Genomic DNA, 25,344 nt, shown 5'->3' with positions numbered 1-25,344 from the left:
GCGCTCCGGGTCAGGATAGGTCAGCCTTCGACACCGGCGCCCACGACAACCTGCTCACCCTTCAGGCCGATCGGCAGGCTTTCGAGGTAGGCGTTGGGGGTGCGGCCATCAAAGGCGATGCCGTCGATGATATCCTCGGCCGGGGTCGGAGCCTTGTAACCGTCGCTGTCCCAGGGGAAATCGGCACTGTCGGCAAGGCCCTCGTCGACCAGCATCTTGGCCGCGTCCAGGTAGATATCCGGGCGGTAGACCGATTTGGCGACCTCGTCATACCAGCTGTCGGGCTTGGCATCGGCGATCTGACCCCAGCGGCGCATTTGCGTCAGGTACCAGACGGCATCCGAATAGAACGGGTATGTGGCGTTGTAGCGGAAGAAGACATTGAAATCGGGCACTTCGCGCTTGTCACCCTTTTCATATTCAAAGGTGCCGGTCATCGAGTTGGCGATGACGTCATAATCGGCGCCGACGTATTCCGGACGGCTCAGGATCTCGACCGCTTCGGGACGGTTGGCGTTGTCGTTCTCATCCAGCCAGATCGCAGCGCGGATCAGCGCCTTGGTCACCGCGCGGGTGGTGTTGGGGTATTCTTCGGCAAACTCGGCGGTGATGCCGAACACCTTTTCCGGGTTGTTCTTCCACAGCTCGTAATCGGTGACCACCGGAACGCCGATGCCCTTGAACACAGCCTGCTGGTTCCAGGGTTCGCCCACGCAGTAGCCGTTGATGGTGCCCGCTTCCAGCGTGGCAGGCATCTGCGGCGGCGGGGTCACGGACAGGAAGACATCTGCGCCGATCTGGCCGGTCACGTTTTCCGGGCTGTAATAGCCGGGATGCAGACCGCCAGCGGCCAGCCAGTAACGCAGTTCGTAGTTGTGCGTGGAAACCGGGAAGACCATGCCCATGTTGAAGGGCTTGCCTTCGGATTTATACTGTTCGACCACCGGCGCCAGCGCCTCGGCCGAAATGGGGTGCTGCGGACGGCCGTCATCCATGGTGGGGATGTTCGGTTTCATCATGTCCCAGACTTCGTTGGAGACGGTGATGCCGTTGCCGTTCAGATCCATCGAGAAGGGCGTGATGATATGCGCCTCGGTGCCAAAGCCGATGGTCGCGGCCAGTGGCTGTCCAGCCAACATATGTGCGCCGTCCAGCTGCCCGCCGATGACGCCATCCAAAAGAACCTTCCAGTTGGCCTGCGCTTCCAGGGTGACGAACAGGCCTTCGTCGAGGAAATAACCCTGTTCATAGGCCACGGCGAGGGGCGCCATATCGGTCAGCTTGATAAAGCCGAAGGTCAACTCATCTTTTTCAAGTTCCAGTGCTTCGGCAAAAGCCGGGCTGGTCAGAACGGTAGAGGCCACGAGGCCAAGCATCAGTTTTCTCATCTTCTTCCCTTTCGGTAAGGCCCGGTCGGAGGAGGATGGAACCGGGCAAACGCAAAACAGGCCGCTACGCTACGCGCCGATGGTTTCGGCGGTGCGAGAGCGGCCTTGCTCAGAATATCCCTGTCAGTGGGAGAATTTCGGATCGGTCCACCCCGTTGTGAACCGATGTCCTCATCTTGCGGCAGCGCAGCATGATCGCGAAGAAAAAACGAAAATCTGATCGGGATTTTCCCAACCCGAACGGCCTGGGCGGGATTTCTGCCCAATAAGTGATCAATCCAGGGCCTCTGGGTCAAAAATCCGACCATCAAAGAACGCATCTGGCATCAGGCACAATTCGCCCCGCGTCGAGGCCACCGCCGTTTTGTGTCGAATCGCACCTTCCAGTTTTTCGGAGGCCCCCGGCATATCCACTCCGGCTTCGCTCAGTAGGCTGCGGTGCAGATCCGCGCGGAAAACCCGGGAAACCTCATCAAGAGAGGGCGAAGCTGCGGCCTCGTGGGATTGCCGCAGACGATGGGCGATCCACTTCGCCTGACTGCGCCAGGGAAAGGTGGCCGCGCCGTGGTGGAATTCGACAAAACTGTCGACCCGGCGCTGCTCGCCCCGATCCGAAACGGTGAACTGCCCCGATAGGGCTCGGTCGATCAGTTCCGGCGACACATCAAGATAGTTCTTGCGCGACAGGATCTCTCCGGCGGTGCTGCGACTTTCGGGTTTGGCCAGCCAGCGCCCAGCCTGCCACAGCGCCCGCATGATCCGCCCCAGAAGAGCCGGTTCGCTCTCGGCCCATTCGGTTTTGACGGCAAGCACCTTTTCCGGCGCAAAGCCCCAGATCGCCTTGCCGGGCAGCAGCAGCGCCCCTGAGTCCTGATCCACCGCGACCGATCCCCAGGGTTCACCGACACAGAAGGCATCCACATCGCCATTGGCCAGCGCAGTCGCCATCAGCGGCGGCGGCACCGTGCGGATTTCAATCCCCCCAGCCCCAAGGGCAGTGCCTTCACACCAGTAGCGCAGCAATTCCACATGCATCGAGAATGGAAACGGCACGCCAAAAACAACCGGGCCGGAGCGCACCTCGGCCAGCGCTGCGGCGGCCTTCACCGGATCGGCGAAATCAAAACCATAGCCAATGTCCCGCAACCGCTCTTCCAGCGCGCGGCCAACACCGATGACGTTTCCATTGACCGACAGGACCGACACCGCCGAAAGGTCTGTCTTCACCCCGCCCAGCCCCATGGCCATCGCAACCGGCACCGGTGACAGCATATGAGCGGCCTCGACCCGGCCAAAGGCCAGCATATCCCGCACGGAAGACCACGAGGGCGCGGCGATCAGGTCCAGCGCAATTCCTTCGGACTCGGCAAATCCCATTTCCTGCGCGATGATCAGCGGCGCAGCATCGACTAGGGGCATATAGGCGACAGGCAGGTGGCTTCGCTTCATCCCAAGAGCCCCGAAGCCGTGACCAGCGCCTCTGCCACATCCGGCACCCGGCGTCCCTGATCCATCGCAGTCTTGCGCAGCAGCGCATAGGCAGCGTCTTCATCAATGCCCTTTGCCTTCATCAGCAGCCCCTTGGCCCGGTCGATGACCTTGCGCTCTTCCAATGCCCGCCGGGTTTCGGCCAGTTCGTTGCGGATCTGGCGAACCATGCGAAAGCGAGCAATGGCGGTGTCCATAACGGGTTTGATCCGGTCCGGCGCCAGACCGTCCACCACATATGCCGATACGCCCGCCTCGATCGCGGTCTGCGCCAACCCGCCAGCGGGGCCGGACACGAACATGGCCACCGGACGCTCCAGAGGCCCGGAGGCCAGCGTCAGTTCCTCCAGCATGTCACGGGTCGGGTTGTCGATGTCGATCAGAACAATGTCGGGATCATGGGCCGCAATCTTGCGCGCCAGGGCACTGGAATTGCCGATCACGTAGACATCGCACTCGGCGGTATCCTTGATCGCATCGACAACGGCAATTGCACGATCCCGATCTTCTTCGACAACAACAACTGTCAATCTGGCACTCATTATTCCCGCTAGGGCGAACCCTGCTGGCTCCGCAAGCAGCCGCAGTGCCGCAGGCCAGCGCCAGAGCCGCAGCCGGACGCCGACCACGGGTGAGTGCTCATTTTATTGGCGGTAGCGTCAAAAAATCAGCAGGCGACAAACCTGTGCGGGACGCATATTACCCCCGGCTATCCAGCCCTATCAGGGACCTACTCCCATGCGCCGCGCGCCAGGGTTTCAGGCCGTTTCAGACAGCGGATGATAGCAGGCAGCCCAGACCCCGTCCGATTGCTGCTCAAGCGGCGGCGGCGCCTGCCTGCATTCAGCGCTGGCGTAAGGACAACGGGCGCTGAAGGCGCAGCCCGGCGGCGGGTTCAGCGGATCGGGCAGCTCGGTCTCGCGTCCCTCCGGCGCCACCAGCGCACGCCCGACAACCGGGGCGCTATCCGCCAGAAGCTTGGTATAGGGGTGTTTCGGCTGAGCAAAGATCTGCTCCGCCGGGCCGACCTCGACCACCGCGCCGAAATAGAGCACGGCAACGCGGTCGCTGACTGCCTCGACCACAGCCAGATCGTGACTGATGAACAAGTAGGTCAGCCCGAACTTTTGCTTCAGATCAGCCAGCAGGTTCAAGACCTGCGCCTGCACCGAAACATCCAGCGCCGAGACCGGCTCATCCAGGATCAGGATCCGCGCATCCGCCGCCAGTGCGCGCGCGATACCGATCCGCTGCGCCTGCCCGCCAGAGAATTCATGCGGGTAGCGGTCAAGGAACTCCTCCCGCAGGTTCACCGCCGCAAAGATCTCCCGGATCCGCGCATCACGTTCCGCCGCAGACATGCCGTGCAGGTGCTTCAGCGGCGCTTCCATGATTTGCCGGATCGTCTTGCGCGGGTTCAGACTGCTGATCGGGTCCTGAAACACATACTGGATCTTGCGGCCAAACAGTGCCGGATCGGCGGCGTCCAAGGGCGCACCGTTGATTTCGATCGTGCCGGTGGAGGGCGGCAGCAAGCCCACCAGCATCCGCGCCAGTGTGGATTTCCCGCAGCCGGACTCACCGACGATCCCGAGTGTTTCGCCCTCTTCAACAGAGAGCGACAGGGGCTGCACCGCGCGCACCATCCCCTTTGCCGGGCCGAACAGACGCTTGCCCACCGGAAAGGTCTTGCTGAGGTCGGTCAGTTTCAGAGCCGTCGTCATGCGCGTGCCTCCTGCAGGGTGTCTTCGGGGGCGATGCAGCGCACCCGGTGGTCGGCGCCATGATCGGAAAGCAGGATATCCGCCGCGCGGCAGCCCTCTTGTGCCTTGTGGCATCGATCCGCGAAGGCGCAGCCCTGCGGCAGCCGATCGACCGCAGGCGGCAGCCCCGGGATCGCGGCCAGCTCGCGCCGCCCCTGCCCCAATTCGGGCACGCAGGCCATCAACCGCGCGGTATAGGGATGCGCCGGAGCGTTGAGGATCGCCTCACTGGGGCCTTCCTCCACGATCCGCCCCGCGTACATCACCGCGACCCGGTCGCAGATCTGCGCCACAACGCCGAAATCATGGGTAATAAAGATGATCGCCAACCCGCGTTCGCGCCGCAGATCCTCGAGCAGAGACAGGATCTGCGCCTGCACCGTCACATCCAGCGCGGTGGTCGGCTCATCCGCGATGATCACCTCGGGATCGTTGGCCAGCGCCATGGCGATGCCGACACGCTGCCGCATGCCACCCGACATCTCATGCGGGTAGCTGTCCACCCGCTGCTCGGCATTGGGAATGCGCACCGATTTCAGCAGCTCGATGGCATGGGCACGCGCCGCGGCCCGGTCCGTTGGGTGGTGCGCGCGCACCGCCTCGATCAGCTGATCGCCGATGGTGTAAAGGGGGTGCAGCGTCGCCAAAGGATCCTGAAAGATATAGGCGATCCGGCTGCCGCGCAGGCTCCGCAGGGTTTCATAGGGGGCACCAATCAGATCCCCGCCCTTGTAGTGGACGGCGCCGCCGGTGATCACGCCGGGGGGCGAGGCCACCAGCCCCATCACGCTGAGTGCTGTGACCGATTTGCCCGAGCCGCTTTCGCCGATCACGCCCAGACATTCGCCAGGCTGAACCTTCAGATCCACGCCGCCCACGGCCTTGTAGACGCGGTCCTTGACCTGGAATTCGGTCTTGAGCCCGCGCAGCGCCAGCAGAGCATCGTCCGACGCTGCCGGAACCGGACCTGACCGCTCAACACGAGTGGTGGGCATCGGCCGCGACAGCGCGCCGGACTTCAGCCTGGGATCCAGCGCATCACGCACCCCGTCGCCAAGGAGATTGATCGCCATGACGATCACCAGGATCATCGCCCCTGGCACAATCGAGGTATGCGGGTTGGAGATCAGCGCCGCACGCGCCTCGCCCAACATCGAGCCGAGGTCAGCCTGCGGCGGCTGTGAACCAAGACCGAGGAAGCTGAGGCCGGCGGTTTCAAGGATCATCCAGCCGACCGTGGTGGACATCGCGATCACGATCACAGGGATCACGTTGGGCAGCACTTCGGTCAGGATGATCCGCCAGTCGGTCATGCCGGACAGGCGCGCCGCATCGACGAATTCCTTATGCGCGATGCCCACGGTAATGCCGCGGATATTGCGCGCGAAAAAGGGGATATTGACAGCGGCGACGGCGATCAGCGCATTCATCAGCCCCGGCCCCAGCGCCGCAACGATGGCCAGCGCCAGCAGGATATAGGGAAAGGCCATCAGCATATCGACGCCGCGCATGATGATATTGTCGGTGCGCCCGCCATAGAACCCCGCCACGATCCCGATCGCAGCGCCAAGGGTGGCGGCGATCACCGCAGCGGCAAATCCGACCGCCAGCGACAGGCGGGTGCCCCACATCAGGCGGCTCAGCAGATCGCGGCCCAGATGATCGGTACCCAACAAGCCGCCCTCTGACAGCGGCAGTTTGAACCGGTTTGCCGTATTGGTCACATCCGGATCAGCCAGCGGCAACAGCGGCGTCACCAGCGCCAGCAGCACAACGACGCCCATCACGATCAGCCCGCCAAGGGCAAGCCGGTTGCGGGCGAGAAGCGAAAGAAAGCTCTTCATGTCTTGATCCTTGGATCCAGCATGCTTTGGGCGACATCGACCGCGATGTTGAACAGCACGTAACAGGCTGCCACAAAGACCACGCCGCCCTGCACCAGCAGAATGTCGCGTTTCAGGATGGCATCGACCAGCATCCGCCCGACACCCGGCCACTGAAACACCATTTCGATATAGACCGCGCCCGACAGCACGAAGCCCGCCTGCACCCCCAGAACCGGGATGATGCCGACCATGGCCGCGCGCAGGGCGTGGCGCCAGATCACCGAGCGTTCATGCACGCCCTTGGCCCGCGCGGTGCGGATGAAATCCTGTCGCAGCACCTCCAGCATGGCCGAACGCGACAGCCGGGCAATCACCCCGGTCGCCACCACCGCCAGCGCCAGCGCGGGCAGGGTCAGATGGCTGATCAGCGCAGAGAGATCGCGGGCGCCGTAAATGGGCCACATGCCCGACACGGGAAACCAGCGCAGCTTCACGGCAAAGATCAGGATCATCATCATGCCCAGAAAAAACGACGGGATGGAAATCCCCAGAAGCACGGCAAAGGTAATCGCCTTGTCCGCCAGACCGTATTGGCGCGCCGCGGAAACAACGCCCGCAGCGATGCCAAGAATGGAACACAGCACAAAGGAGGTACCAGCCAGAACCAGAGTGGCGCCAAAGCGGTCCAGAACCTCGTCCAGCACGGCACGGTTCAGAGAGAAGCTGCGGCCGAAATCACCCTGCAGCATATTGCCAAGCCAGATGAAATACCGCTGCACCATCGGCTGATCGAGACCCAGATCCCGGTTCAGTTTCTCAACATTCTCCGGCGTGGCATAGGAGCCCAGAATGGCCGTGGCCGGATCACCGGGGATCATCGCCATGATGACAAAGACGATGATGGAAATACCAAACAGCACAGGTATCGCCGACATCAGCCGTTTCAGAATATAGCCCGCCATGGCGCGTCCCTCCTGAGTGGCGCCGCCGCAGGATCAGCTGCGGCGACGCCTTGTTTCTTATTTCTTGGCCACGTCATCCAGCAACAGGAAGAACGACGGCTGCAGGGCAAAACCTTCGACCCGATCAGAGGTCACCGCGTTCTGCTTCCAGTTCGCGACAAAGACCCACGGGGCGTCTTCCTGCACGATGGTCTGCATTTCGCGGTAGAGCTTGGCGCGCTCCTCCTGATCGGTGGCAGCGCGGGCGGCTTCCAGCAACTCATCCACCTTGGGGTTGGAGTAATAGCCGGAGTTAAAACCGCCTTCTTCGGGCCATGCACTGGTGCGCAGCGCCAGGAACGGCAGGGTGTCCGGATCGTTGGTCATCCAGGCCATCTCGGCCATGTCAGCCTTGCCTTCCAGACCGGGGTTCACCTGGCCAAGGAAGGTATTCCATTCGTAGGTTTCGATTTTGACGTCAAACCCGACAGCCTCAAGATCGGCCTGAATGGCGGTACCCATGGCCAGCGGATCCAGCATGCCCGAGCCACCTTCGGTGACGTAGAAGGTCAGTTCCGCCCCTTCGGCGCCCGCGTCAGAGATCAGCTCCTTGGCCTTGGCCGGATCATAGGGATAGGGTTCCAGTTCCTCGTTATAGGCCCAGGCAAAGGCCGGAGGCGTCGGACCGGCGGCGACTTCCGCGGTGCCTTCCAGAACGTCATTCACGATCGCGGATTTATTGATCGCATAGTTCGCCGCCTGACGTACGCGTTTGTCTGCAAAGGGGCCTTCCTTAGCGTTCAGGATCAGGAACCAGACGTGCGGACCCGCCTGTTCGTGCACGGTGTAGGCGTCGCTCTGGAATTCACCCAATGCTACCGGGGGCACCTCGACCATCAGGTCGATCCCGCCCGCCAGCATTTCCGCAGTGCGGGTGTTGGCATCGGTGATCGGGCGGAACACAACCGCGTCCAGTTCGGCCGCGCCATCCCAGTAATCGGCGTTCTTCTCGATGACCACCGCCTCGTTCGAGCGCCATTCGGCGAATTTGAACGGACCGGTGCCGGACGGGTTGCGACCAAAATCAGCGCCGTGTTCGGCCACGGCAGCGGGCGAAACGATCAGGCCGGTCGGATAGGCCAGGTTCGACAGGAACGGTGCATAAGGCGCGTTGAGCGTGAATTTCACCGTCAGCGGATCGACAACCTCGACCTCTTCCACGGCGGAAAAGAAGAAGGCCAGCGGGAAGGGACCGGTGTTGTGATAGGGGTGGTTTTCATCCAGCATCCGATCAAAGTTGAACTTGACCGCCTCGGCATCAAAGGCGCTGCCATCGTGAAAGGTCACGCCCTCGCGCAGGGTGAAGGTATAGGTCTTGCCATCCTCGCTAATGTCCCAGGCGGTGGCCAGCGCCGGTTCAACTTCCAGCGATCCATCCTTGTAGCGCACCAGACCGTCATAAACATTCATCAGAATACGGAAGTCATTGACGGCGGTGACCGCAGCGGGGTCCAGCGCCTTCGGCTCGGCAATCTGGCCGACAATCAGGACACCCGGCGGCGTCTGAGCAGCCGCAGAAAGCGGGGAAAGGGCGAGTGCCGTTGCTGCGCCAGCAGCCAACATCGCCCTGCGGGTCAGTTTCAGCAGAGTCATGAGCGGGTCCTTCCCTGTTTATTTATCATAATGAATTGCATTCACGCAAATTATCATGATAAATACAAGGGAAATGTGATTGGACCCTGAAATGACCTTCTCGATTTTGACATACGACCGCAAAACAGGCGTTTTCGCTGCGGCGGCCGCCACTGGCAGCCTTTGCGTGGGCGGCTGGGTGCTGCGGGGGGATATCGAATCGGGTCTTGTGGCGTCTCAAGGCACGGCGCCCAGCAGCTTCTGGCGCGATGACGTGCTGCGGGCCATGTATCAGGGCGAGGACGCCGAAACCGCCGTCACCCGTGTCACCAGCGCCGATCCGGGGCGTGGGCACCGGCAGCTCACCGCGCTGGACCGGCAAGGGCGCACACAGGGCTTCACCGGCGATCAAAGCGTTCCCTATGCCAGCCATATCGCGGAGCCGGGTCTTGTCATCGCCGGCAACATGCTGACTGGTCCAGAGGTTCTGGAAGCTATGAAGACAGCGGCGCACGCAGAAGCCCCCTCGCCCGCCGAACGCATGCTACGGGTGCTGACCGCCGCAAAAGACGCAGGCGGCGACAGCCGCGGGCTGAAGTCCGCAGCCCTGCTGGTGCTGGAACCGGAGCGCCCGCCGCTGGATCTGCGCATCGACCAGCACGACAACGATCCGATCTCGGCGCTGGAGCAGCTTTGGCAGAAAACCTGCCAGTCCCCCTATTTCGACTGGTTGGCAGAGGTCCCCGTGCTGAACGACAAAAGCCGCGCGCCGCAATAGACCGCGCCACAATCGCTCCTGCAAAGGCTGAATCACGGGCTTCACGCTGACGTATTTACGCTGCGCGCAACACGTTTTCGCCACACTTATGCCGCAATTGCTAATTGGTTAATGGCACCCTTGCCCATGCGCGGCATGGTTTCAGGGGCTTAGCCCCTTGTTGCATGTTTTCGCCGATCCCGGACGCAATGGCCCAACGCCACTTTGCCGCCACCTTTGGCGCGACATTGCCCGATAAACTTCTCCCCAACAGCAACCACAGAACATAGGCTAAAGCAAAAAGAGGACCCTGAGCATGGTCGCGAATACCCCGACTCCGGTTTTCACGAGAGAAGCCGACCGCATATATTCCGGCGCGCAGGAAGACATCCTGAACATTCGCCATTCCGATGCCTATGAATCCCGCGCGGCGACGGTTTCGCTCAGTTTTTCTCTGGACCGGCTGCCGGGGGAAATGGCGCTGATCTCGAAGGATGGCAAAGGCGCCGGGAAAGGCGATTTCACCCTCTGGGTCAAGGATGGCACCCTGCTGCTCAGCCAGGCGGACGGGGCCGACACCGAATACCTGAAGGTGCCTGATCTCGTCCTGTCGGCGCAGACCAAATACCACATCTCCGTCAGCTTTGGCAGCGATGGGCTGATGATCTGGCTCAATGGCGCGCTGGTCGCGGCAGAACCGGAGTTCAAGCAGGGCCTGAAACTGAACGATCATTCGCTGGTGGTCGGCGGCAGCCGGGCCTGGCGCGAGGGGCAGGACGACGACGCCCATTCCCTGTTCAAGGGCACCATCGGCGATGTCATGATCTTTGACCGCCAGCTGGGCGCAGACAGCCATCTGGCGCTGGCCGAAGCCGCCGGAGCCGAGCTGGCCATGGGCGCGCAGATGCAGGCCGCGATGGCGGATCTGGCGCCGGTCTTTGGCCAGTTGCACGGCGCCAGCGACACCTTCCTCGATATTCTGGCGGATTACGGCGTCAGCGCCCATGGTCACATGGAGAGCCATCTCAACATGATCAGCCGCAATGGCGGCGACAACCGCATCGTCGGCACCGGCGGCGCCGATGGCATCAACGGCGGTGGTGGCAACGACCGGGTCAAGGGCAAGGGCGGCGCCGATGTGCTGCAGGGCGACTATGGCAATGACCGCCTTTTGGGCGGTAGGGGCCATGACGTGCTGGATGGCGGCCACGGCGAGGACACGCTGAAGGGCGGCGGGGGCAACGATCTGCTGATCAGCCGCGCCGACGGGCGCGAAGGCGCCATCTATTATGACCCCGACCGCGACGAAGGCGATCCGTTGAACGAGTTGACCGATGGCAAGCTCTATCCCGACCAGCCAATCCCGGCCGATGATCTTCTGATCGGCGGGCGCGGCGCCGACATCTTCTACTTCCAGACGCTGATCAACGCCAAGGAACGCTATATCGAAAAGCACACCCGCGACGACGGCACCATCAACTGGCACGGCGTTGCAGGCGAAAACGACAAGCTGCACGACCATTGGGTCGATATCCTCGGCAACGATGTGGTGCAGGATTTCAGCCGCGCCGAGGGCGACAGGCTGGTGATCGAAGGGCACACCACTCAGATCGCCTCGATCACCTATGGTGATGCCGATGGCAACGGGGTGATGGATCATTCGGTGATCGCGCTCTACTCGGATCAGGGTAACAACGGCGGCGCCCATAATGACGACCGGCTGGGTACCATCACCGTCTACGGTGATCTGGTGAAACGCTCTGATATCGAGCACACAGCCGCTCCGGCCTATGGCATCGTCAAATCCATCGACGATCTGGAAGAGGCCCTAGCCCCGCTGGACCCCGGCACCGACAGCGGCCCGATCCGCGCGCCCGGATCCCAGCTGCCAGATGCGGCCGGGCTCCCCCTATCCGAAACCCGCATGCCAGTACTTTCCATGCCCGGGACCCATGTTTTGAGCGGAGAAGAGGGCGATTACCTCAACGCGGGTCATCTGGACAGCCTTTCCTTACGCGCGGCGACGGTTTCGCTCAGTTTTTCACTGGACCGGCTGCCAGGGGAAATGGCGCTGATCTCGAAGGATGGCAAAGGCGCCGGGAAAGGTGATTTCACCCTCTGGGTCAAGGATGGCACCCTGCTGCTCAGCCAGTCGGACGGGGCCGACACCGAATACCTGAAGGTGCCTGATCTCGTCCTGTCGGCGCAGACCAAATACCACATCTCCGTCAGCTTTGGCAGCGATGGGCTGATGATCTGGCTCAATGGCGCGCTGGTCGCGGCAGAACCGGAGTTCAAGCAGGGCCTGCAACTGAACGATCATTCGCTGGTGGTCGGCGGCAGCCGGGCCTGGCGCGAGGGGCAGGACGACGACGCCCATTCCCTGTTCAAGGGCACTATCGGCGATGTCATGATCTTTGACCGCCAGCTGGGTGCAGACAGCCAGTTGGCGCTGGCCGAAGCCGCAGGAGCCGAGCTGGCCATGGGCGCGCAGATGCAGGCCGCGATGGCGGATCTGGCGCCGGTCTTTGGCCAGCTGCACGGCGCCAGCGACACTTTCCTCGATATTCTGGCGGATTACGGCGTCAGCGCCCATGGTCACATGGAGAGCCATCTCAACATGATCAGCCGCAATGGCGGCGACAACCGCGTTGCAGGCACCGGCGGCGCCGATGGCATCAACGGCGGTGGTGGCAACGACCGGGTCAAGGGCAAGGGCGGCGCCGATGTGCTGCAGGGTGGCTATGGCAATGACCGCCTTTTGGGCAGCGGCGGGCATGACGTGCTGGATGGCGGCCATGGCGAGGACACGCTGAAAGGCGGCAAGGGCAACGATCTGCTGATCAGCCGCGCCGACGGGCGCGAAGGCGCCATCTATTATGACCCCGACCGCGACGAAGGCGATCCGTTGAACGAGCTGACCGATGGCAAGCTCTATCCCGACCAGCCAATCCCGGCCGATGACCTGCTGATCGGCGGGCGCGGCGCCGACATCTTCTACTTCCAGACGCTGATCAACGCCAAGGAACGCTATATCGAAAAGCACACCCGCGACGACGGCACAATCAACTGGCACGGCGTTGCCGGCGAAAACGACAAGCTGCACGACCATTGGGTCGACGTCCTCGGCAACGATGTGGTGCAGGATTTCAGCCGCGCCGAGGGCGACAGGCTGGTGATCGAAGGGCACACCACTCAGATCGCCTCGATCACCTATGGCGATGCTGATGGCAACGGGGTGATGGATCATTCGGTGATCGCGCTCTACTCGGATCAGGGCAACAACGGCGGCGCCCATAATGACGACCGGCTGGGCACCATCACCGTCTACGGCGATCTGGTGAAACGCTCTGATATCGAGCACACAGCCGCTCCGGCCTATGGCATTGTCAAATCCATCGACGATCTGGAAGAGGCGCTGGCCCCGCTGGACCCCGGCACCAACAGCGGCCCGATCCGTGCCCCCGGGTCCCAGCTGCCAGATGCCGCGGACCTTGGATATGAAACGGATGCATCAGCGGTATTCGCCATGACGGGCAGCCACGCGTTTTCCGCCGCGGACCGGTCGGCCTATGTATTCGACCACACGGACAGTCTCGCCTTGTCCCGCGGCACCATCGCCTTCCGGTTTTCCGCAAACAGCTTGTCGAGCTACCAGACACTGATCTCCAAGGATGCATCGGACTACGGTCAGGGCGGGCATCTCTCCGTCTATATAGACGCAACCGGCGAGTTGGTCGTGCGACTTCAGGACGAGACGGAATCGCATTACCTTATCGCCAGCAACGCGATCACCGTCGGTGAGGAATATGATTTCAACCTCAGCTTTGGCGCGGACGGTCTTGAAGTCTACCTGAACGGTGCACGCATCGCCTATGATCCAGAGATCCGCATAGGCTGGAGCCAGAACACCGAAGCCCTGATTGCCGGGGCATCGGGCTGGAGCAACACAGCTGGCGAGACCGACAACCTCAACAGCTACTTTGACGGAACGATTGAAGATCTTGCGATCTATGACGAGGCCCTGACGGCGCAAGAACTGTTCGGTAACGCTCAGCGCGCGGACTACACCTATTTCGACGGCAGCATCGACCGGTTTGACTTTGGCCGGGGCGAGTCCGGCAGCGTCGTGGTCAGCCGCGGCAGCACCGAGACAGAGCTGACCGGGGGAACCGGGTTTGCCGCCTTTGATGGGCTGACGGTGCGTACGGCGGATATCCAGATCGGCTCGCGCAGCGATGATGAACTGCGCGGCGGTGACGGCGCCGATGTGCTGACTGGCAAAGGCGGCAACGACCGGTTGATCGGCATGGGCAACGACGATCTCATTCTGGGCGGGCGCGGCGATGACACTCTGTACGGCGGCGATGGGCGCGACACCCTTTTGGGTCAGGCGGGCGATGACAAGCTGCAGGGATCGGACGGTCAGGACGTGCTGCACGGCGGTGATGGCCATGACACCCTTTTTGGCGAAGAAGGCAATGACCGGCTGTACGGCGGCCTTGGCGATGACACCATTTATGGCAGTGTCTGGAATGACGCCGGTTCGGACAACAAGGACCGGGCGATGTTCGACGGCAACTTCTCCGACTTCAGTTTCGAAAGCGGAACCTACTTTGATTCAAACCGGGGGCAAGACGTCACTTGGTTGGCGGTCACGGATGCCGCCAATGGCGGCCGGGATGGATACTACGAAGGACGTGATATGCTGATCGATATCGATCTCCTGGTCTTTGCCGACCAGACCGTCGCCTTCGACGATCTTCTGTAGACCGCGCTTGCAGCGAACGGCCGGTCCCGGAGTGCACTTGCCGGTATGCGCCTGACGGCGAACGGATCTGCGCACTCCGGCTTTGCATTGTCAGGGCTGATCATCCTATATGAGCACACAAGCGGCGTTGGCGCCGCTTGGATTTGCCTTTCCGGCCTTGCTTTCCGAAATGCATTTCTATCCTTATCCGTCTTAGAAGGCGCTGAAATATTGCTGAAAAACAATCGGTTCGCATGGTCCATGCCGCAGCGCTACGGTGACGCAATGGGTTTTTACACGGGGACCACCCGATGAGCCTGCAAAGCCGCGCCATTCTGCTGATGATCAGCGCGATCTTCTGTTTTTCGGTGATGGATGCCACAGTCAAGGCACTGGCGCCCAGCGTTGGCGTTCTTCCAGCGCTCTGGGCGCGCTATGCCGGGCAGATGCTGCTGGTGCTGGTGATCGTCATGCCCCGGCTGAAACAGGTGGTGCGCACCCGGTATCCAGCGCTGCAATTCCTGCGCTCTGTGCTGCTGATGAGCGCCACCGCCTTCTTTTTCACCGGCCTGAGCAAGATCCCCCTGACGGATGCTGCGGCGCTGATGTCCACCAATCCTGTGCTGATCACCCTTGGCGCGGCGCTGTTCCTGGGCGAGGCTTTGGGTGTGCGGCGCATCGCCGGGATCGCGGTGGCCATGATCGGCGCGATGATCGTCATTCGCCCCGGCAGCGATGTGTTCAGCCCTGCCGCGCTTTATCCGCTGGCGGCAGCGTGCTGCTATTCCGGCTATGCCCTGCTGACGCGCCGGGTCGGCGCCGATGAAGACGTCTGGACATCGCTGTTTTACACCGGGCTGGTCGGCACCGTTCTGCTGAGCCTTGCGGTGCCCTTTCAATGGCAACCCCCGGATCTGTTCGGGATCGGCCTGATGATCATCATCTCGCTGGCCGGAACCATCGGGCAACTGGCCCTCATTCAGGCGTTTTCCAAAGGCGAAGCAGCAATGCTGGCGCCGTTTTCCTATTCCGGGCTGGCGTTTGCTGCGGTCTGGGGCTTTGTGTTCTTTTCCGAAGTCCCGGATTTCTGGACCATCTTCGGCAGTGTCATGATCGCCGGCGCCGGGCTTTATGTCTGGTATCGCGAGAATTACCGCAAACGCTGAGACACCCGGCGCCAGAGAGGAAGGCTAGCTGCGCTCTGCCGCCGGGGGCCAGAGCAGTGACTGCATCGTGTAGACGAGGATCGCCGCACCAACGGCCCCGCCCGCAGCAACCCCCAGAAGCACGATCAGATCGACCGGCCCGCCGATATTGGCCAGTTCGGAATGAGTCATCACCAGCACGAACCACACCGCAAGCACCGCCCCCACCGGCATCGACAGCTGCGCCAGCAGGAATTTGTGCCAGCTGATCTTGCGATCCCGGATCAACACGTAAACGTATCCCAGCGTCACAACGGCCGCCAAGCCGACCATAGCCCAGAACAGGCCGCGACCAAAAATCTCTTCGAACACCGCAATCAGGGTTCCAACTGTCAGGTCTTTCATCGCCTCTTCCTCCTCAGGCCCGGCCACGCAGCATGGCGTTATAGGTGGCCTTCAACGCCACTTCCTTCATCAGCCAGCTGATCCACAGCTCCTCAAGCGGGGCGATGATCCCGGGGAAGGACGGCACAAGATTGTCGTTGTAATCAAACTCCACCAGCATGGCCCGGCCGATCTGGGTGATCATCGGGCAGGAAGTGTAGCCATTGTAGGTCTGGGTGGGGTCAGTGCCGGTGATGGCCGCGACAAGCCCATCCTCGACCACTGGCACCTGCCATTTCACGCTGGCGGCGGTCTTGCCCTTGGGAACGCCCGCCACATCACCCAGCGCCCAGATCTCGGGATAGCGCAGGTGGCGCAGGCTCGCCATGTCGCATTCGACCCAGCCCTGATCGGTCCATTTGTCAGCCCAGCTCAGACCGGACTGGCGGACCACCTCAGGCGCGCGTTGCGGCGGGATGACATGGATATAGTCGTAGTCCAGTTCGACCGAGCCATCCGGGGTCGAAAAGCGTGCCCGGCGCCGGTCGGCGTCGATGCCTTGCAACTGGTGCTGCATATGGCTGGTGATGCCACGGTCCCCAAACAACATGCGCACCTTTTCGGCGACGATGGGCACCCCGAACAAAGAGGTCTGCGGCGCGGCGTATTGCACGTCGATCTTGCCGCCATTGCCCGCGCGCTTGGCGATATCGTCGATCAGGAAAGTATGCTTCAGCGGCGCGCCCGCGCATTTCATCTCGGTCTCGGGGCGGGTGAACAGGCCAACGCCGCCCTCCTCAGTGAACTTCGAGGCCGCCTGCCAGGTGCGTGCCGCGTATTCCGGCCCGGCATAAAGCGCGCCAATGCCGTTTTGCCCGACCATATCGAGCGAAAACCCTTCGATGGCGTCGTGATCCAGAACCAGCCCCGGGGCCACAACCAGGAAGTCATAGGCAAGCGACTGACCGCTCTCGGTGGCGACGGTCTTGGCCTCCGGGTCAATCGCGGCGGCTTTTTCCGGGATCAGGGTCACGCCGTCCGGCAGCCAGTCGCCGGTCTGACTAAGCACGTAATCCGCAGGCTTCAGACCGGCGGCAACCAGTGTCAGGCCGGGCTGGTAAAGGTGCTGCACGCGCGGATCCAGAAGGGTGATCTCGGCGCCCTCAAGGCGGCGCACCAGCCGGTTGGCGAGCGCCGTGCCACCAGCGCCCGCGCCGATGATGACGATCCGTGCCTTTGTCGGCACCGGCGTGCTGGCGCTGGCATGCGCCCCAAGCGCCGCGGCCACGCCCGCCGATGCCGCAAGGCCAAAGAGCTGGCGGCGTGTGGGGTTCTTTATGGATTTCGTCATCATCTCTCCTCCGAAAGGGAACTCTGGGCCTGCGCGCCGGGTCCGCGCGCAGGCCGGGCGCTGGTCAGTAACTGGCGATCCGCGCGCCCGGGGCGATCATGGCGCTGGCCATCGCCGGGGGTTTGGCAACACTCACGCCATCCAGCAGGACCGATGGGTCGGCGCCGCGTCCCGGCAGGTAGATCGCGCAGACCTCGACCTTGGCACCGGGCATCGCGGCGATTTTCTTCATCAGGCCCTGCGGGCTCATGTCCTTGGGCGGCTGCGGCGCGGTGGCGCTTTCGGGCGCCTCTTTCAGCGCCAGATCCCCGGCCGGGCCGCACAGCAGCACATGCTGCGCGACGCCCTGTTTGGCGGCCTGCATGGCCAGAACCATCGCCATCAGCTGGGTCTGCGGCTCGGGCGCGGTCAGGATCGTCACCAGCGTCCCGGGCTTGTCCTGCGCCACAGCAGGCGTGCAAAGGCCAAGGGCGCTGATCGCTGCAATTGCAAGTTTTTTCATGTCTGAAGTCCTTTCCGGGATCACTCAGGTTGACAGATTTCCCCACGCAGAACGGCGCGGACCGTGCGGTAGACCAGCCCACCGACGATGAGGCACAGAACGCCGACACCGACGTTTCCGGCCAGAGTATGCAGCGGGCTGGAGATCAGGGTTCCAAAGCGCAGCGTCGCGATTGTCAGTGCCGCAACCGGAAAGCTGAGCGCCCACCAGGACAGGGCAAAGGGCAGGCCGCGCAGCTTGGCCACCTGTGTCGCGGCCAGCGCCGTAAAGACCAACGCCGCGCCATAAAGGATCCGCGCGAAGGCATCGATCACGTCGCCATTCAGTTGCAACCAGGCAAGGAAGCCAACCGCGGGCGGGGCGATAAGGATGGCCAGGGTCGGCACCATGCGTCCGGGCAGCGGATCGTGGAACACCAGCCGGTTCATCACCAGCACCAGCAGCACGATCCAGAACACCAGCCCCGCCGAGAAGAACACCCAGGAGGTTTCCGGAAATCCCAGCTGCACACCCGCCACCGGCGCGACCACGTTGCCCACTGCCGGGATGAACCAGGCAGGCGAGATATGGATGGTCTGAAAGGCCCGGTGCCCGATCCAGTTCGACAGCACCGCCAGCGTCAGGATGCCCTGCCCCAGCGCGCCGATCAGCCAGACCAGCCGCGCGCTGTCATGCGACACCGGCTGCAGGGCGGTGGCGATCAGCAACAGGGAAATCGACACGGCAGGAAAGAAGGCCAGTTTCACCGGATGCCGCCATTCGGCCAGTATCGCCTGCGGATAGCGCATAGCCTTCAGCGCGTAGACCGCTGCCAGCACGGCAAAGACCAGAACCGTCGCGACCAGTGCCGTGCGGCTGATGGTTTGCATCCCCGCCGCATGCAGCGCAAGCGTCAGCCCCGACAGCCCCATGACGGCGGCGAAAAAGGGCACCGGAAAGTGCTGAAGCCTCGGCTCCGCAGCCGCAGGATCGGCTGGGGTTTCGGGTGTCTTGGGATCAGCGGTCATCACAGGTCTCCGCAGAAGGTTGGGATCAGGTCCGGAACCGGCAAGGCCGGATTCAGCTCGCTTTACGTGTCGATGCAGGCTCAGCGCTTATGCTCTTCCACCGGGCACTCCCCCTCTTCCGCGAGGCAGGCATCGGTGCGCAGCTCCAGCCACATGGCGTTCAGGACGGCAAAGAGAGCAGCGAGGGGCAGGCCAAGAAGCCAGGCAAAATACCACATGATATCAACTCCTTCAGTATAGCGTGTCGGCGTTTTCGGTGACGTCTGCCTCGGTGACCTTGCCCCAGAGGACTTTGTAGACCCACGCGGTGTAGGCCAGGATCAGCGGCATGAAAATCGCGGTGACCACCAGCATGATGAACAGGGTCTGATGCGAGCTTGAGGCATCCCAGACGGTCAGCGAGCTGTTCGGGTCCACGGTCGAAGGCAGGATGAACGGGAACATGGTCAGACCGACCGACGCGACAATCCCGGTGATCGCCATCTTTGACCACAGAAGCGTCGAGACCTCGTGCCCCGCCTTCAGCCCGCGTATCGCCATGGCGATCCCGGCAAAGCCCATCAGTGGCGCAACCACGATCCAGGGCCGCGCGACATAGGCCGCAAGCCAGCTGCCTTCCCGGGTTACCTGCGAATACAGCGGGTTGGACGGGCCGTTCGGCACCACATCGTTCACCAGCGCAAACCCGTCGATGCCAACCGCCAGCCACAATCCGGCAAGCACATAGCCCCCTGCAGCCACCATTCCGGCCACGGTGCCGATGCGGCGGGCGCGTTCAGCGATCACGCCTTCGGTCTTGAGCGTCAGCCAGGCCGCGCCATGCATCAGCAGCATCGAAAACGACACCACACCGGCCAGCACCGCAAAGGGATGCAAGAGGCCCAGGAACTTGCCGTAGAAGCTGCCTTCGTACATTGGCATCAGGTCTGCGGTCAGGAAGAAGGGCACGCCAAGCAGCACATTGCCCACCGCCACGCCGAACAGCAGCGCCGGAACCGCACCTCCGGCAAACAGCGCCCAATCCCAGCGCGTACGCCATGCGGCACTGTCGCGTTTGGAGCGATACTTGAACGCAACCGGACGCACGATGAGGGCCGCGAGCACCACAAACATCGCGAGATAAAAGCCAGAGAAGGACACCGCATAAAGCGGCGGCCAAGCGGCAAAGATCGCGCCGCCGCCGAGGATGAACCACACCTGGTTCCCTTCCCAGACCGGCCCAACGGTGTTGATCACCACGCGGCGTTCCACATCCGTCTTGGCGACAAAGGGCAACAGTGCGCCAACGCCCATGTCGAACCCGTCGGTCAGGGCAAATCCGATCAGCAGCACGCCCAGAAGCGCCCACCAAATGATCCGCAGCGTGTCAAAATCGATCAGTTCATGAAGGATCATAAGTCTTACTCCGCAGGGGTTGCAGGGGCGGCAGCATCACGGCCCGCACCGCGCAGGCGCGCTTCGTGCTGGTCCTGCCAGGCTTCGGTCTCGGCAACGTCCTGAAACGGGCCTTTGCGGATGTATTTCACCATCAAGCTGACCTCGATCACGAAGAGGATCGTGTAGAAGATGACGAAACCAGCGAGGGTGATCAGCAGATCCGCAACGCTCAGATGCGAGGCCGACAGGGCCGTCGGCAACACGCCATCCACCGTCCAGGGCTGGCGCCCGAACTCGGCCACGAACCAGCCAAGCTCGGCCGCGATCCACGGGGTCGGAATGATGGCAACAGCGGCATAAAGCGACCAGCGCGGGAAGCGCATGTTGCAGAAAGACGCCCGGTAGAAGAAGAAAGCCATCACGCCGATAAAGCTGAAGCCCAGCGCGACCATCAGGCGGAAGGCCCAGAACAGCGGCCCGACGCCCGGAATGGTATCCTCGGCCGCCATGGCGATCTGCTCTTCGGTGGCGTCACGCGGATCGTCCACATAGCGTTTCAGCAGGTAGGCAAACCCCAGATTGTCTGAGTTCTGCTCAAAGATGAACCGCGCCTCGGCCGGGACATTGCCGCGGTTTTCGCGGATGGTCATCAGCGCGTCATAGGCGATGACACCATGGCGGATACGGTCTTCGGCCTCAGCCACCAGATCGTTGATGCCGGGGATTTCCTTGGTCAGGCTGCGGGTTCCGATCAGCCCCATCGCCCATGGGATATGCACCGCGTAATGGGTCTCGCGGGCTTCCTTGTCCGGCAGACCAAACAGGGTAAAGGACGCAGGCGCCGGTTCGGTTTCCCACATCGCCTCGATCGCGGCGAGTTTCATTTTCTGGGTGTGACTGGCGGAATAACCGGATTCATCGCCCAGCACGACCACCGACAGTGCCGCCGCCAGACCAAAGGACGAGGCCACCGCGATCGACCGCCGCGCCAGATCCTTGTGCCGGTTCTGGATCAGATAGAGCGCCGAAACCCCCAGAACAAAGACTGCGGCGGTGACATAGCCCGCGCTGACGGTATGCACGAATTTGGCCTGCGCCACTTCGTTGAACACCACATCAAAGAAAGAGGTCATCTCCATCCGCATGGTGTCGGGGTTGAACTCTGCGCCGACCGGATTCTGCATCCAGCCATTGGCGATCAGGATCCACAGCGCCGAAAAATTCGACCCGATGGCGACCAGCCAGGCCACCACCATGTGCTGTACCTTCGACAGCTTGTCCCAGCCAAAGAAGAACAACCCGACAAAGGTCGCCTCCATGAAGAAGGCCATCAGCCCCTCAATCGCCAGCGGCGCACCGAAAATGTCACCCACGTAGTGGCTGTAGTAGCTCCAGTTCATACCGAACTGGAATTCCATGGTGATGCCGGTGGCGACGCCAAGGACAAAGTTGATGCCGAACAGGGTGCCCCAGAACTTGGTCATCTGTCGCCAGATGGGGCGGTTCGTCATGACATAGACGGTCTCCATGATCGCCACGAGGATCGACAGACCCAGCGTCAGCGGCACGAAGAGAAAGTGATACATGGCCGTCATCGCAAACTGCAGGCGCGACAGCTCGACCAGTCCGATCTCCATGATGCGAATCCTTTCCATAGGTTTTCCGCATCAAAGATACGGATTTTCAAACTTCATATTCTATATTTGCAATATAACTTTGACGCAGATCAAATTTCCAATCTTAGATGCAGATTTAATTGCGAATAACCTCGACACAGCGGTCAGCGCCTTCCGTTTCTGCGCTGCGGTGCCCCGCGATCAGAAAAGCCGCATCGGGACAGGCGCGACGCAGACCGGTCATCACGACGCGCGCGGTTGCGGCGTCCAGCCCTTCGGTCGGCTCATCCAGCAGCAGAAGGCGCGGCCTGCGCAGAATCGCCCGGGCCAGAACCAACCGCCGTGCCTCGCCGCCCGACAGACCCGCCCCGCGAAAGCCAAGCCGGGTGTCCAGCCCCTCGCGCTGCCGCAGGGTATGCGACAGCTGGGTCGCCTCCAGCGCCTGCCACAGCTCGGCGTCCGGGGCGTTCGGCGCAGCAAGCCGCAGGTTCTCGGCCACGCTGCCCGCGATCAAAGCATGGCGCTGCGGCACCAGGGCGATGCTTTGCGTGCGTGTTTCCAGCGGCAGCTGCGCCGGATCGAGGCCGCCGAACCGCACTGTCCCAGCCGAAGGTGTCAGCGCGCCTGCCGCCAGCAGCAAGGCGGTGCTTTTGCCGCTGCCGCTGGGGCCCTGCAGCACAACCGTTTCGCCGGGTGCGACCGTCAGGCTGAGCGGGGCAAAGATCATCCCGCCCTGCCCCCTTTTCAGCGCTACAGCGTCGAAGGTGAGAGAGCCGGATGGAGCCGGGATTGATGCCTGACTGGATGCAATCTCGGTTTCGACGGAGGGCAGGATACGCCGCGCGGCCTGCGTCATGCGGCCAATCTCGGCCAGCGCGCGCCGCACCGGCGCTACCGTTTCGCCAAGGGCCAGCGCCGCGAAGATGGCGATCGCCGCCTCAGCCGCCGTGATGCTGCCCTGCTGCACCAGCGCCATGCCCATCCCGAGGGCCAGCGCCGTCATTGCCGCAGCAGTCAGATCCAGAAACGCTCCGGCGCGCCGCTCGGTCCTATCAAGCCGCGCGCGTGCTGCACCATGCCGCGAAAAGGCAGAAAGGACCGCATCGGTGGCGACGCCGATCTGGCCATATACGGTCAGATCATCGCGCCCGGCGATCAGGTCGATCAACCGGCTGCGGCCTGCCTGCATCGCAGCCTCAGCCCGCCGCGCTGGTTTTGTCGCCAGTTTCTGCCCCAGCAGGAACACCCCCGTCGGCAGCAGCAAGTAGCCGCCCCCGATGGTCAGTGCCAGCGCCGGGTGCACCAGCACCCACAGCAGCAGCGTGCTGAGCAGGATCACGGCCCAACCAGCCAGCGCGGGCAGCATCAGCCGCAACAGCGCCCCATCCAGCGCATCTGTATCCGCCGTCACCCGGTTGAGGAAAGCATTGGCGCGCATTCGTTCCAGATGCCGGTGCGGGCTGTGCAGCAGCCCCGTCAGCAACCGAACCCGCAGCGCCGACAGCGCTCGAAGGGTCGCATCATGGGTCAGCACCCGCTCTCCGTAGCGGGCGGCGGTCCGCCCCAGCGCCAGAAAGCGCACCATAGCCGAGGGGGCAAAGACGTTGAACAGGATGCCAATCCCAGCCATGCCCGCTGCCGCCGCTGCGGTGATGAACCAGCCAGACAGGCCCAGGAGCGCCACGCCCATGGCAAGCACCATCACAGACAGCAAAAGCCCCCGTAGCAGGCTGCGGCGTTCAGTGCGCAGGATGACCCGGAGCAGGTGTATCAGATCCCGCATGACAGATCCTCCGACTTACCAAGTGCGATCTGCCGGTCCATACGCCCGGCAAGCGCCGGATCATGCGTGGCTATGATCAGCGTGCCGCCCGTCTGCGCAAAGCGCATCAACCCATCGGTGATGGCCTTTGCGGTTGCGGCGTCCAGATCCGCGGTTGGTTCATCCGCGATGATCAGCCCCGGTGCGCCCTGCATGGCGCGCGCCAGCGTCACCCGCCGCGCCTCTCCGCCCGACAGACCCGCACCGCGCTCTCCAAGTAAAGACAGATCGCCCTTTGGCAGCGCCTTCAGCACCTGCGCCAACTGGGCGGCGTCCAGAAGGCCGGGCTCCAGCGGCGCGCCAAAGGCGATGTTGTAGCGCAGGCTGCGATTGAGGAAATGCGGCGCCTGAGGCATCCAGCCGAGCGACGCCCGCCACGCCGCCGCGTTGCTGTCATCCAGCGGTTGCCCATCCAGAAGGACCGCGCCCTGATCCGGCTGCTCCAGCCCTGCCAGCAGTCGCAAAAGGGTGGACTTGCCGCAGCCACTTGGACCGGTGAGAGCGACAGTCTCTCCGGGGACGATGGAAAGTTCGGGATAGGCAATGCCGCGATGCACCACGCCCGACAGCCGCAGAACGGGCTGAGGGGTCAAAGCAGCGACACCACCGCCCTGCCCCACTCGCACCGGGCGGTCTTCGGCGCGCCATCCGGCGATTTCATCCTGCACCGCCTCGGCTGCGGCACGATCATGCCAGGCGGCCGCAAGATCCCGCAGAGGCTGGAAAAATTCGGGCGCCAGCAGCAGAAGGTAGATCCCCGCCGCCGGAGACAGTTCCGTGCCCCAGGCGCCCCAGCTGAGTTCCCCCAGCAGTGAAAAGCCGACCCAGATCGCAACCATCGCCACGCCCAGCGCCGAAAACAGCTCCAGCACCGTGGAGGACAGGAAGGCGATCCGCAGCACCGACATCGTCCGCTCCCGCAGGTCTTCCGAGGCGCGGGCGAAGCCATCGACCATCTGCGGCCCGGCCCCGATCAGGCGCAGATCCGACAGTGCCGCAAGCCGGTCCACCAGCAGATCGCTGAGCTGACCAATCTCCACCATCTGCCGTTCGCTGGCCGATTTGGCCGCCCAACCGACAAGCGCCATGAAGACCGGGATCAAAGGCCCGGCCAGCAGCAGGACCAGCGCCACCGCCCAGCTGTGCCAGACTGCGATGCCGAGGATCACCAGCGGCATCACCGCCGAACGCATCCGCGCCGGGCGATAGCGCATGAGATAGGGGCGCAGCGCCTCCAGTTTCTCCCCGGCCAGCGCAGCCAGCGCGCCCGGCCCGCCAAGGGCAGAGGGCTGTGTGCTTTGCGCCTCAACCGTCGCGATCTCCTGCCGCAGGACATCGATCCGCGCATCGGCAGCCTCGGCAAGGCAGCGATCCGACATGGCGGACAGCGCAGCCCGCAGCGCGGCCAGCGCGAAGAAACTCGTCGCCATGAGAACGGGTGACAGCACCGCAGGATCCGTCAGCAAAGCCGCCAGCGACCAAGCGATCACCGCGGCAGCGACCAGCCATGTCAGCGATGCGGCAAGGCTCAGCAGTGTGCCAAGGCCCTCGCCCCGGATGGAAGAGGCAGTCTGCAATCTCACGGAGAACTCCGG

At 62.9% G+C, this 25,344-nt stretch carries 19 protein-coding genes; 3 read left to right on the top strand and 16 right to left on the bottom strand.

Annotated elements, in window-relative coordinates:
* Positions 1-20: 20 nt before the first annotated feature.
* The 7 genes from JL2886_RS13220 to JL2886_RS13190 all read right to left on the bottom strand — a co-directional run bounded on the left by JL2886_RS13220 (position 21) and on the right by JL2886_RS13190 (position 9,059).
* Positions 21-1,388, bottom strand: a complete 1,368-nt coding sequence (locus tag JL2886_RS13220; protein ID WP_065272433.1) for a CmpA/NrtA family ABC transporter substrate-binding protein — start codon at positions 1,386-1,388, stop codon at positions 21-23.
* Between the two features lie 273 nt (positions 1,389-1,661).
* Positions 1,662-2,837 (bottom strand): CmpA/NrtA family ABC transporter substrate-binding protein, encoded by a 1,176-nt coding sequence (locus JL2886_RS13215; RefSeq protein WP_065272432.1) that lies wholly within the window; start codon positions 2,835-2,837, stop codon positions 1,662-1,664.
* Positions 2,834-3,418 carry an ANTAR domain-containing response regulator gene (locus JL2886_RS13210; RefSeq protein ID WP_065272431.1) on the bottom strand — a complete coding sequence of 195 codons (585 nt, stop codon included), beginning with the start codon at positions 3,416-3,418 and terminating at the stop codon, positions 2,834-2,836. Before JL2886_RS13210 ends, JL2886_RS13215 begins: the two co-directional genes overlap by 4 nt.
* 216 nt (positions 3,419-3,634) lie before the next feature.
* Positions 3,635-4,600 carry an ABC transporter ATP-binding protein gene (locus JL2886_RS13205; RefSeq protein ID WP_065272430.1) on the bottom strand — a complete coding sequence of 322 codons (966 nt, stop codon included), beginning with the start codon at positions 4,598-4,600 and terminating at the stop codon, positions 3,635-3,637.
* Positions 4,597-6,483 carry a dipeptide/oligopeptide/nickel ABC transporter permease/ATP-binding protein gene (locus JL2886_RS13200; RefSeq protein WP_065272429.1) on the bottom strand — a complete coding sequence of 629 codons (1,887 nt, stop codon included), beginning with the start codon at positions 6,481-6,483 and terminating at the stop codon, positions 4,597-4,599. The genes JL2886_RS13205 and JL2886_RS13200 overlap by 4 nt, the downstream gene beginning before the upstream one ends.
* Positions 6,480-7,427: an ABC transporter permease gene (locus JL2886_RS13195; protein WP_065272428.1), complete on the bottom strand. Its 948-nt coding sequence runs from the start codon at positions 7,425-7,427 to the stop codon at positions 6,480-6,482. Before JL2886_RS13195 ends, JL2886_RS13200 begins: the two co-directional genes overlap by 4 nt.
* A gap of 57 nt (positions 7,428-7,484) precedes the next feature.
* Positions 7,485-9,059 carry an ABC transporter substrate-binding protein gene (locus JL2886_RS13190; RefSeq protein ID WP_065272427.1) on the bottom strand — a complete coding sequence of 525 codons (1,575 nt, stop codon included), beginning with the start codon at positions 9,057-9,059 and terminating at the stop codon, positions 7,485-7,487.
* A gap of 91 nt (positions 9,060-9,150) precedes the next feature.
* Here JL2886_RS13190 and JL2886_RS13185 point away from each other — a divergent pair, with 91 nt between their 5' ends.
* The 3 genes from JL2886_RS13185 to JL2886_RS13175 all read left to right on the top strand — a co-directional run bounded on the left by JL2886_RS13185 (position 9,151) and on the right by JL2886_RS13175 (position 15,711).
* Positions 9,151-9,816: a DUF1028 domain-containing protein gene (locus tag JL2886_RS13185; RefSeq protein WP_065272426.1), complete on the top strand. Its 666-nt coding sequence runs from the start codon at positions 9,151-9,153 to the stop codon at positions 9,814-9,816.
* A gap of 295 nt (positions 9,817-10,111) precedes the next feature.
* On the top strand, positions 10,112-14,566 hold the full coding sequence (locus JL2886_RS13180; protein WP_065272425.1) for a LamG-like jellyroll fold domain-containing protein: 4,455 nt from the start codon (positions 10,112-10,114) through the stop codon (positions 14,564-14,566).
* A gap of 290 nt (positions 14,567-14,856) precedes the next feature.
* Complete coding sequence (locus JL2886_RS13175; RefSeq protein ID WP_065272424.1) at positions 14,857-15,711, top strand: DMT family transporter; 855 nt, start codon at positions 14,857-14,859, stop codon at positions 15,709-15,711.
* Between the two features lie 24 nt (positions 15,712-15,735).
* On the opposite strand, the gene JL2886_RS13170 is transcribed toward JL2886_RS13175, so the two are convergent.
* The 9 genes from JL2886_RS13170 to JL2886_RS13130 all read right to left on the bottom strand — a co-directional run bounded on the left by JL2886_RS13170 (position 15,736) and on the right by JL2886_RS13130 (position 25,332).
* The gene (locus JL2886_RS13170) at positions 15,736-16,095 is read right to left on the bottom strand and encodes a DUF5368 domain-containing protein (protein ID WP_065273695.1); all 360 of its coding nucleotides are present in this window, start codon (positions 16,093-16,095) and stop codon (positions 15,736-15,738) included.
* Positions 16,096-16,108: 13 nt separating this feature from the next.
* Entirely contained in the window at positions 16,109-17,425 is a 1,317-nt protein-coding gene (locus JL2886_RS13165) for an NAD(P)/FAD-dependent oxidoreductase (RefSeq protein WP_116560320.1), read from the bottom strand.
* A 64-nt stretch (positions 17,426-17,489) separates the two neighbouring features.
* A complete protein-coding gene (locus JL2886_RS13160; protein ID WP_065272422.1) occupies positions 17,490-17,927 on the bottom strand; it encodes a hypothetical protein in 438 nt (145 codons plus the stop codon).
* A 20-nt stretch (positions 17,928-17,947) separates the two neighbouring features.
* Positions 17,948-18,934, bottom strand: a complete 987-nt coding sequence (locus tag JL2886_RS13155; protein ID WP_065272421.1) for an SLAC1 anion channel family protein — start codon at positions 18,932-18,934, stop codon at positions 17,948-17,950.
* Between the two features lie 80 nt (positions 18,935-19,014).
* Positions 19,015-19,152, bottom strand: a complete 138-nt coding sequence (gene cydX / locus JL2886_RS13150) for a cytochrome bd-I oxidase subunit CydX (RefSeq protein WP_065272420.1) — start codon at positions 19,150-19,152, stop codon at positions 19,015-19,017.
* Between the two features lie 13 nt (positions 19,153-19,165).
* Positions 19,166-20,329, bottom strand: coding sequence for a cytochrome d ubiquinol oxidase subunit II (cydB, locus tag JL2886_RS13145; RefSeq protein WP_065272419.1), 1,164 nt, complete (start codon positions 20,327-20,329; stop codon positions 19,166-19,168).
* A 5-nt stretch (positions 20,330-20,334) separates the two neighbouring features.
* Positions 20,335-21,948 (bottom strand): cytochrome ubiquinol oxidase subunit I, encoded by a 1,614-nt coding sequence (locus JL2886_RS13140; protein WP_065273694.1) that lies wholly within the window; start codon positions 21,946-21,948, stop codon positions 20,335-20,337.
* Positions 21,949-22,063: 115 nt separating this feature from the next.
* A complete protein-coding gene (locus JL2886_RS13135) occupies positions 22,064-23,710 on the bottom strand; it encodes an amino acid ABC transporter ATP-binding/permease protein (protein ID WP_065272418.1) in 1,647 nt (548 codons plus the stop codon).
* The gene (locus JL2886_RS13130; RefSeq protein WP_065272417.1) at positions 23,698-25,332 is read right to left on the bottom strand and encodes an ABC transporter ATP-binding protein/permease; all 1,635 of its coding nucleotides are present in this window, start codon (positions 25,330-25,332) and stop codon (positions 23,698-23,700) included. Before JL2886_RS13130 ends, JL2886_RS13135 begins: the two co-directional genes overlap by 13 nt.
* Positions 25,333-25,344 lie beyond the last annotated feature (12 nt).

The sequence above is a fragment of the Phaeobacter gallaeciensis genome (genome assembly GCF_001678945.1).
Taxonomy (GTDB): domain Bacteria; phylum Pseudomonadota; class Alphaproteobacteria; order Rhodobacterales; family Rhodobacteraceae; genus Phycobacter; species Phycobacter gallaeciensis_A.
Note: the sequence above shows the minus strand (reverse complement) of the source record. Positions and strands in the feature narration are given on the sequence as shown.